Origin of the sequence: Streptomyces sp. A012304 (assembly GCF_026008495.1) — a bacterium.
Lineage (GTDB): Bacteria > Actinomycetota > Actinomycetes > Streptomycetales > Streptomycetaceae > Streptomyces.
On record NZ_BQUN01000041.1, the window covers coordinates 112,042 to 118,756 of the forward strand.

5 protein-coding genes are annotated in these 6,715 nt (G+C 71.6%); 1 reads left to right on the forward strand and 4 read right to left on the reverse strand.

Annotated elements, in window-relative coordinates:
• Nucleotides 1–471, reverse strand: a 471-nt coding sequence (gene nrdR, locus ALMP_RS10750) for a transcriptional regulator NrdR (RefSeq protein WP_264926389.1), incomplete at its 3' end; no start/stop codon positions are given.
• A 586-nt stretch (nt 472–1,057) separates the two neighbouring features.
• Here nrdR and lexA point away from each other — a divergent pair.
• A complete protein-coding gene (gene lexA, locus ALMP_RS10755; protein WP_264926391.1) occupies nt 1,058–1,837 on the forward strand; it encodes a transcriptional repressor LexA in 780 nt (259 codons plus the stop codon).
• A 136-nt stretch (nt 1,838–1,973) separates the two neighbouring features.
• On the opposite strand, the gene ALMP_RS10760 is transcribed toward lexA, so the two are convergent.
• From ALMP_RS10760 to ALMP_RS10770, 3 genes are all read right to left on the reverse strand, one after another.
• Complete coding sequence (locus tag ALMP_RS10760; RefSeq protein ID WP_264926392.1) at nt 1,974–3,950, reverse strand: ATP-dependent DNA helicase; 1,977 nt, start codon at nt 3,948–3,950, stop codon at nt 1,974–1,976.
• Between the two features lie 193 nt (nt 3,951–4,143).
• Nucleotides 4,144–4,926: a GNAT family N-acetyltransferase gene (locus ALMP_RS10765; protein ID WP_264926404.1), complete on the reverse strand. Its 783-nt coding sequence runs from the start codon at nt 4,924–4,926 to the stop codon at nt 4,144–4,146.
• Nucleotides 4,821–6,662, reverse strand: coding sequence for an IucA/IucC family siderophore biosynthesis protein (locus tag ALMP_RS10770; protein ID WP_264926394.1), 1,842 nt, complete (start codon nt 6,660–6,662; stop codon nt 4,821–4,823). Before ALMP_RS10770 ends, ALMP_RS10765 begins: the two co-directional genes overlap by 106 nt.
• Nucleotides 6,663–6,715 lie beyond the last annotated feature (53 nt).

Consider the following 6,715-nt stretch of genomic DNA (forward strand, 5'->3'; position numbering starts at 1 on the left):
GTCGTCGTCGTCCGCGACGGGCTGTCCCGGCTGTTCCCTGAGTTCCGCGATCGCCGCCTCGAAGTCCTCGAGCGAGTCGAAGGCCCGATAGACGGAGGCGAAGCGGAGATACGCGACGAGGTCGAGCTCCTGCAGCGGGCCGAGTATGGCCAGCCCCACGTCGTGGGTGGTCAGCTCGGCGCTCCCGGTGGCCCGCACCGCCTCTTCGACCCGCTGCCCCAACTGGGCGAGCGCGTCCTCAGTGACAGGCCGCCCCTGGCATGCCTTGCGCACCCCGTTGATGATCTTGGTGCGGCTGAACGGCTCGGTGACTCCGGACCGCTTGACCACCATGAGCGAGCACGTCTCCACGGTCGTGAAACGACGGGAGCAGTCAGGGCACTGGCGGCGCCGGCGGATGGACGTGCCGTCGTCGGTCGTACGGCTGTCGACGACGCGGCTGTCGGGGTGCCTGCAGAAGGGGCAGTGCATGAACTCCCAACCCTCCTCACAGCAGACTCAATAGCCTCGCGAGCCCCACAGGCCCCTCGAAGCAGCCCCAAGCATAGGCGATCCAGGAACCTCTGAAGACACCGGGGACCACAACTTCTGGGCTGCTGGCGCCATCCAACCACTAGATGTGGGACTTGGCTCATACACCCAGGCCGCATCGCGTGTCGCGCCGAGCACCCTCACCCCACGCGATCCGACGGTCACGCGGAGCATGCGGAGCGCGCCGAAACACCCACGCGCGCGTGCGGCCGTACCGCCAAGACAGGTACGGGGATACCGTGAGCGCCACAGGGAGGAGAGGTGCGACTCTCGCGCAGAGCGGGCCCCGGTCCACGATCGACGGCGGGGCGGATGGCAGACTGGGACGACACCTCACCAGGTGATCGGCCCCGGCGGTGAAGAGTACACAATGAGCCCTTTTGTCCGCTGGGCAGCACGTTAGCCATACACCCAGACTCATGATCAAGTCAGGCGATCCACGCTTTTTCACTCGAACGTGTGTTTGGCGCAACCTTTCGAAAGCAACTACCGTTGTCCAGCAGGGAGACCATCGAGAGGGGCCGACGTGACCACCACCGCAGACAGTGCCACCATCACCGCCCAGGACCGCTCCCAGGGCCGACTCGAGCCGGTGCATGCGATGAACGAAGCCACGAACCCGGAGGGGCACAAGCGCTCCCTGCCGGGCCGACCTCCAGGCATCCGGGCGGACAGCTCGGGGCTCACCGACCGGCAGCGACGGGTGATCGAGGTCATCAGGGACTCCGTGCAGCGACGCGGCTACCCGCCGTCGATGCGGGAGATCGGCCAGGCGGTCGGCCTGTCCAGCACCTCCTCGGTCGCGCACCAGCTGATGGCACTGGAGCGGAAGGGCTTCCTGCGGCGCGACCCGCACCGCCCGCGCGCCTACGAGGTGCGCGGCTCCGACCAGGCCGCCACCGTGCAGCCGACGGACACCGCCGGCAAGCCCGCCGCGTCGTACGTCCCGCTGGTCGGCCGTATCGCCGCCGGTGGCCCCATCCTCGCCGAGGAGTCGGTCGAGGACGTCTTCCCCCTCCCCCGGCAGCTCGTGGGCGACGGTGAACTGTTCGTGCTGAAGGTCGTCGGCGACTCGATGATCGAGGCCGCGATCTGCGACGGCGACTGGGTCACCGTCCGCCGCCAGCCGGTCGCCGAGAACGGCGACATCGTGGCCGCCATGCTGGACGGCGAGGCCACGGTCAAGCGCTTCAAGCGTGAGGACGGCCATGTGTGGCTGCTCCCGCACAACGCGGCCTATGAGCCGATCCCCGGCGACGACGCGACGATCCTCGGCAAGGTGGTGGCCGTACTGCGTCGCGTCTGAAGCCGGCGGCGGTCGGCCTCCTCGCCCCGCCCCCTGACTGGGCCCCGGGATCCCTGCGCCGGTTCCGGGGCCCTGTGCTGTGCCCGTCGTCCTGCCGAGCGGGTGGGCCGCTCCGCACCGGAACGGCCCACCCGCCTCACTGGCCTTCCGCCTGCTGGGCCGCCGCGTCGATCGCCGCCAGCGACCTGCGGACCTGGTTGCGGTCCGTCGTGTACCAGAAGTCGGGCATCGACGCCTTCAGATAGCTGCCGTAGCGGGCCGTCGCCAGCCGCTGGTCCAGCACGGCGACCACGCCGCGGTCCCCCGACGCGCGCACGAGCCGGCCGGCGCCCTGGGCCATGAGCAGCGCGGCGTGGGTGGCGGCGACCGCCATGAAGCCGTTGCCCCCGGCGTCCTCCACCGCCTTCTGGCGGGCGCTCATCAAAGGGTCGTCCGGGCGCGGGAACGGGATCTTGTCCATGACCACCAGCTGGCAGCTGGGGCCGGGGACGTCGACGCCCTGCCAGAGCGACAGCGTGCCGAAGAGGCACGTCTTCGGATCCGCCGCGAAGTTCTTGATCAGCTCGCCGAGGGTCTCCTCGCCCTGGAGCAGGATCGGGAACTCCGGGATACGGCCGCGCAGCTCCTCGGCGGCGAGCTGAGCGGCCCGCATGGAGGAGAAGAGACCGAGCGTGCGTCCGCCGGCCGCCTGGATCAGTTCCGTCAGCTCGTCCAGCATGTCGGCGCGGTCGCCGTCCCGAGCGGGGCGCGCCAGGTGCTTGGCGACGTACAGGATGCCCTGCTTGCGGTAGTCGAAGGGCGAGCCGACGTCGATGCCCTTCCACTGCGGGACGTCGTCACCCTGGGTGCCCTCCGGGGCGAGGCCCAGGGACGCGCCCACACCGTTGAAGTCGCCGCCCAGCTTCAGGGTCGCCGAGGCCAGGATGACGGAGCGGTCCGCGAAGAGCTTCTCCCGCAGCAGGCCCGACACGGACATGGGGGCGACGCGCAGGGAGGCGCCGAAGCGGTCGTGCCGCTCGTACCAGACGACGTCGTACTCCGAGCCGTTGACGATGCGCTCCGCCACGTCGTGCACGCTCTCCACGGAGGCCAGCGCCTGCTTGCGGATCGCGTCCTCGTCCTGCACCGATTTGTCACGGGTCGCGCCGATCGCGGAGATGACGGTACGGGCGGCGTCGCGCAGCGCCATGAGGGCGTACCCGAGGTCCTCCGGGATCTCCTCCAGACGGCCGGGCAGCGCCAGCTCCATCAGCCGCTCGAAGCCCTCGGCGGCAGTCTGGAGCTGGTCGGCGGCCTTCTCGTCGACCAGCTTCGCCGCACGGCGCACCGCGCGGTTGACCTGGCCGGGGGTGAGCTCGCCGGTGGCCACACCGGTGACTCTGGACACCAGCTCGTGGGCCTCGTCGACGATCAGCACCTCGTGTTGCGGGAGGACCGGCGCGCCCTCGATGGCGTCGATCGCCAGCAGGGCGTGGTTGGTGACGACCACCTCGGACAGCTTGGCGCGCTCGCGGGCCATCTCCGCGAAGCACTCGGCTCCGTACGCGCACTTGGAGGCGCCCAGGCACTCCCGCGAGGAGACCGACACCTGGGCCCAGGCCCGGTCGGAGACCCCGGGTGTGAGGTCGTCCCGGTCTCCGTCCTCCGTCTCGTCCGCCCAGTCGCGCAGTCGCAGCAGGTCCTGGCCGAGTTTGCTGGTGGGCGCGGCTGCCTCGAACTGGTCGAAGAGCCCCTCCTCCTCGTCCTGCGGCATGCCCTCGTGCAACCGGTGCAGGCAGAGGTAGTTCGACCGGCCCTTGAGCATGGCGAACTCCGGGCGGCGGCGCAGCAGGGGGTGCAGCGCCTCGACCGTGCGCGGCAGGTCCCGCTCCACGAGCTGGCGCTGCAACGCCAGGGTGGCGGTCGCCACCACGACGCGCTCCCCGTGCGCGAGCGCGGGCACGAGATAGCCCAGCGACTTACCGGTGCCGGTGCCGGCCTGGACCAGCAGATGGGAGCCGTCGTCGATCGCCTCCGCGACGGCTTCGGCCATGGACACCTGGCCGGGGCGCTCCATTCCGCCGACGGCGGCGACGGCGGCATGCAGGAGTTCGGGGAGTGAGGGCTTCGTCATAGCGCGACCACCCTACGGCGCGGCACTGACAAACGTGCGGCCAAGGCGGACGAGAGGGATGGGATCAAGACTCTGAGCCTCCCGGTGACTGTGATCGGGTGGGATGGGTTCGGTTCGGGAGTGACCAGTGGGGACTGAAAGTGACCGGCCGAACGAGGCCGGGCCGACTCGGCGGCGGGGCCGGCGACGGGTGTCACAGCAGTTCACGCGGGGCACGGTCGCGGACCATGAGGGCGGCCCGCTTGGCGGGCAGGTCGACCTCGGCGGAGAACCGGAAGCCTGCCTTCAGGAAGGCGGCGACGGAGGGGGTGTTGCGGAGGTCGGGTTCGGCGACGACCCGCGGACAACGGGGTCTCCTGTCGAGCACGAGATCGGCGACGGCCCTGAGGAGAACGCCGCCGAGCCCTCGCCCGCGGTCGGCGGCACCGCCGATCAGCAGGTGGATGCCGGTGTCGTGCGGCCGGGACGGATAGTGGCGGGCCAGTGGATCGAGGTCCGCGCGGTAGATCTCCCAGTAGCTCATCGGCGTGCCGTCGAGCACCCCGAGGCACGGAACGCTGAGTCCGTCGCCGGTGAGTTGGCGACGCAGATGTTCTTCGGTCAGCGACACCGGTCCGGCCAGTTGCCAGAACGCGGCGACTTCGGGGTCGTTCATCCACCGGCCGATGCGGGGCAGGTCCCGATCGAGCCGTACGGGAACGAGGTGGAGCGCCCCGGCGGGGGTGACAGTCCGCCCCCAGTCGGCGTCCCCACCTTCGAGGAGCGCGGCGGCGGGAACGCTGTCGATGGCGGGGGCGGCGTCGGTGACGGTGGTGGTGGCGGTGGGGGGCACGGCTGAAGCTCCTCTCGGTGCCGAAGCTCCTCTCCGGTTCAGGAGTGGAGGGGATTGGCGACCGTGACGTAGACGGACTGGGTGTCGACCGGCCCGACGAGTTCGTCCAGGCCGTGAAGCCGGGTGAGCAGGTTGGCCTTGCAGCGCAGGACGGGTGAGTCGAGCAGCCGGGCGGGAAAGGAACTGCGCAGCCGGTCGGGGCCGCAGACGGCGGCGGTGAGAAAACGCCGGAAGGCGGCCAGGAGCATCTGCTCGTCGGCGAGCCGCTGGGAGCCGAACGCGCCGATCAGTCCGAGCACGTTGTTGATGCCGAGGTAGTAGGTGAAGCGCTCGTCGGTGACCGCGTCGGAGACGAAGGTGTCGCTGCGCTCGCCGATGCCGGGCAGCCTGGCATCGAGTTCCCCGCGGCGGGACGCACGGAAGTAGTAGCCCTGGTTGTCGCGGTAGCGGCCGCCCGTGGGCCACCCGTCGGTGTCCAGCAGGACCAGGGTGTTCTGCTGGTGTGCCTCCAGGGCGATGCCCGCTTCGCCGTCGAGCCAGAGCACCGGACGGACGACGTGCTCCAGGTAGCGCAGGAACCACTCGGTGGCGACGGTCTCGCGCGGGCGGCCCGTCCCTCGGGCGAGACGCGTGATGAGCGCGGCCAGCCGGGAGTCCTGGGCCACGGGCGGCGTGCCGGTCTCGCCGCCGCGCGGTTCGGCGTACGGCCGGGGCGCGACGAGTCCCGCGACGCAGGAGACGTGGTCCGCCGGGGTGAACGGGTTGTGCCTGAGCACCACGTCGAGCCCCGTCACGGCGAGGCCGTCCGTCCCGTCGACGGCGAGCCACGCCGGGTCCCGGACGATGTCGAAGCCGGGGTGAGCGGCTCGCCACCGCTGGGAGAGGCCGGTGCGCAGCAGGCGGTGCACCTCGACACCCCGGTGGAGTTCCTTGCGCAGGTTCTCGCGGCGGGAGTTGGTGATGCGCAGCCCCAGCGACAGTTTCAGCATGGCCGGGGCGCCGGAGCGGTAGACGGTCCGGACCGAGGAGGTGGGATGCCATGCGGAGCCGTACGCACCGAGGTCGCGCAGCAGTCCGGCGTCGATCAGTGCCGAGACCTCGGGGCGGTGGCGGACCTCGCGGAGCTGCCATGGGTGCAGGGGCAGGGCGGCGTAGCCGTCGGGCAGGGGCAGTGCGGGGCCGGCGAGCCGGGCCGTCAGCTGGTCCGCGGTCACGGGGCGGCCTCGTTCGGTCCAGGCCGAGTCGGTGGCGAGCAGGGCAGGGGCGACCGCGAACCAGTGCAGCGGGAAGGAGCCGTGCGACTCGGGTGAGTACGAGCGCGCCTCGCCGTCGGAGAGGCCCTCGCGGCTCTTGGGCGTCGGGTGGAGCGGATGACCGAGGGTCAGGGCCTGCTCGGCGGAGAGGAAGAGGTCGCTCCCGTCGGCGGGGTGCTCCCGGCACACGCTGATGAAGGCGGCGGTACGGCGGACGGAGTCGGCGACACGAGCGACGAGGTCCGCTGCGTGACCGGGCTCGGGCGTGCCCGGCGCGCCCGGTGTCTCGCGGGCCAGCAGCGCCGCGACCGTGACGGCGTCAGCGGGCGGGGACTGCTCGGGGACGTCGGCCAGGCGCGGCGGGCCGAAGCGGTGCCAGCCCGTCGGGGACCAGTAGTGAACGGGGGCGAGCAAGGCGGTGCCGGTGGCGGGCAGCGGGACCCGCAGGACGCCGTCGTCGGGGGCGGCCAGGCCGGCCTCGCGCACCCAGCAGCGGAGCAGGTTCTCGACGGCCGCGGCATTGGCCGCCGTCCGCGCGTCGGGACCGTTCGGCGGGAGCGAGGGCGCTGCGGAGGAGGCGACGGATGCCTGGACCGAGGAGCCGGTGTGCTGGGGGGACGTGTTCACGGTCGTTCCTCGTCGGTGGGGCCGACTCCGGTCGGCGGCGGGGGCGGGGGGCG